The sequence below is a fragment of the Streptococcus sp. HMSC071D03 genome (assembly GCF_001812125.1).
GTDB lineage: Bacteria > Bacillota > Bacilli > Lactobacillales > Streptococcaceae > Streptococcus > Streptococcus pseudopneumoniae_N.
Genome location: NZ_KV807809.1, coordinates 1 through 230, shown reverse-complemented (window position 1 = coordinate 230; position 230 = coordinate 1). Strand labels below are relative to the sequence as shown.

The 230-nt window shown below is 36.5% G+C and carries 1 pseudogene; it reads left to right on the top strand.

From position 1 onward, the window contains the following. A pseudogene (locus HMPREF2837_RS09465) lies at positions 1–230 on the top strand (peptidylprolyl isomerase); the annotation flags it as partial.

Sequence of the window (230 nt, the reverse complement as noted above, 5' to 3'; positions counted from 1 at the left end):
GCAACTAGCTTTATTCTCATGATGGGATATACTGCTGGTCAACATTCTACTGCTAAACAAAGTCGCAAAGAGATTGAATTGGCTGCAGCTAAACTTGTGGAAGATAAACAAGCAGAAGATAAAGCCAGTATTTTGTCATCGGATACTGTAAAAGAATTTTTGACACAGTACTATACGAAAGAAAAGCTCGGAGAAAATAATACACGCATTCAACCTTATATGACTGAATC